The organism is Sinorhizobium sp. BJ1 (assembly GCF_002531555.1).
GTDB lineage: Bacteria > Pseudomonadota > Alphaproteobacteria > Rhizobiales > Rhizobiaceae > Sinorhizobium > Sinorhizobium fredii_B.
In genome coordinates this window covers 1-2,067 of sequence record NZ_NWTH01000095.1, presented here as the reverse complement: position 1 = coordinate 2,067, position 2,067 = coordinate 1, and the positions used below count along the sequence as shown (strand labels likewise).

Genomic DNA, 2,067 nt, shown 5'->3' with positions numbered 1-2,067 from the left:
ATCTTCACGGCGCTCGAAACCGGAACGATCGATATGATCGGCACCACTGTCACGAAGACAAAGATTCGCCTGGAGAAGTACGACGCCTCGCGCATGATCTATCGGATCGGCTATGCGTTCCTGGTGCCAAAGGACGCTGATACGTCAAAAGGGCTCGACGGACTGAAGGGCCAGCCGATCGGGACGATTGTCGGAACGCAATCCTACTATGACTACATCAAAGGGGTTCTCGGCGCAGACACTGACATCAGAGGTTATGACACCGCTGATGCGGCCGTTCTCGATCTCGATGCAGGTCGCATTGCGGCGTTTCAGAGCGATAATCTTCAGCTTGAACAGCAATATGTCAGCACGGGCAACTACAAGCTCGCAGCTGAGGCGACATTTGATCCGAAGTATGTCGAGGAAGGACGCGCCTGGTTTTTCCGCAAGGGATCGGCTGATCTTGTCAGCAAGGTCGACAAGGGCCTGGATGCCGTCATCGCATCAGGAAAAATCGACGAGCTCGGTATGAAGTACTTCAAGACCAAGCTGGTCATCAACTGATCGATGACGAACAATCTTCTGGAAGGGATTTGCAATGATTGAGATCGTTGCACCCTACATGAGCTTTTGGTTGAAGGGCGCAGCGCTCACGCTCGGGCTGTCGGCTGCGTCCTTCCCAATTTGCATTCTCTTCGGCTTGACGGCGGCATTCGCCGCCGTCTCGCGTACTCGAGGTGTTTCGCTGGCCGCAGCAGCGTACATCAACGTGTTTCGTGGTTTGCCTGAAATCATTGTGATCTTCGTGATCTTCTACGGATCTAATATTTTCCTGACGATGCTGGGCACACCGTTTGCCATTCAATATGGCGGCAGCAATCCTGGCGTCGCCGCATTGGTTGCCTTGTCGGTCCAGTTCGGCTCATACGCGGCGGTGATCTTCAAAGATTGGATGGCTGTATTTCCCAAAGGGTATACAGAGGCCGGATTGGCTATTGGGATGACTCGACTGCAGATCCGCAGGCGGATCATCGTTCCACTGCTGCTACGCTCCGCCACTCCTGCTCTCGGAAACCTGTTTCTGGTGATGCTTAAAATCTCGGCTCTCGCTTCGCTTATTGGAGTAACTGAGCTGAGCCGCACGACGGGCATCATCGCCGGCTCCACCCGCGAGCCTCTCGTCTGCTATCTGATCGCGGCGGCAATGTACCTTGCCATTTCTGCGGTCTCCGGCTTGGTGCAGCACCGCTTCGAAGCCGCTATGGAGAGGTCCCTCTAAATGCTGAATTTGGCCATTCTCGAGACGAGCGTTTTCTGGTGGTCCGTTCTCCACGGCTTGGGCGTCACTTTGGCGCTCACGGCCATCAGTATGGTCCTCGGCTTCGCGCTCGGCGGCGTCTTGGCCTCTATGCATGTCTATGGGGGACCGGCGGTCCGTTTCGTAGCGAAAGCGTATATATTCGTCTTCCGCGGGGTGCCGCTGCTGATCCTTCTGTTCCTGGTGTATTACGGCTTGCCGCGGGTAACCTGGCTTAGGGGCAGCCTGGTCTGGGATCTGGTACTGACATCGCCCTTCCGCACCGCAGTTTTCGTTTTGACGATCAACAATGCCGCCTATCTTGGGGAATTGATCAGAGGTGGGCTGAGGATGGTGCCAGTCGGACTACTTGAGGCGGCGGCGGCAGTCGGCATGACCAAGACGCGGGCCTTCTTCCGAATTCATGCGCCGCTCGCGCTTCGATCTATCCTAGGAAATTTAGGAAGCGAAACGATTGCTGTGGTGAAGGCGTCCGCCATTACCAGCGTAATCACGGTCAGAGATCTGATGGGTGGCCCAACCGTGCTCGGAAAGGTCTATCTGGATCCGCTGACGCCGTTGTTGGTCGTCGGCATAATCTACATCGTACTCGTGCAAGTCATCGATCTCGGAACCAAACTGGTCAGAGGCCACCTCGCACTGCCCGGATCGGTACAATCTCATCACGTGTAGCATTCTACGAACATGATGGGGCCATCAGCGGGCGGGCCAATTCTGGCGCGCCCGTTTCTATTTTCTCTCGGTTGCGGGGCTCGCTCTGGGCATCG

General features: G+C 55.9%; 3 protein-coding genes. All 3 read left to right on the top strand.

Annotated features, from left to right (window positions below):
- Positions 1-546 (top strand): transporter substrate-binding domain-containing protein (locus CO676_RS34145; RefSeq protein WP_144340261.1); only part of this gene is annotated, 546 nt, incomplete at its 5' end.
- Positions 547-580: 34 nt separating this feature from the next.
- A complete protein-coding gene (locus CO676_RS34140) occupies positions 581-1,261 on the top strand; it encodes an ABC transporter permease subunit (RefSeq protein ID WP_097524298.1) in 681 nt (226 codons plus the stop codon).
- Positions 1,262-1,972: an ABC transporter permease subunit gene (locus tag CO676_RS34135; RefSeq protein ID WP_097524297.1), complete on the top strand. Its 711-nt coding sequence runs from the start codon at positions 1,262-1,264 to the stop codon at positions 1,970-1,972.
- The last annotated feature ends 95 nt before the right edge of the window (positions 1,973-2,067 follow it).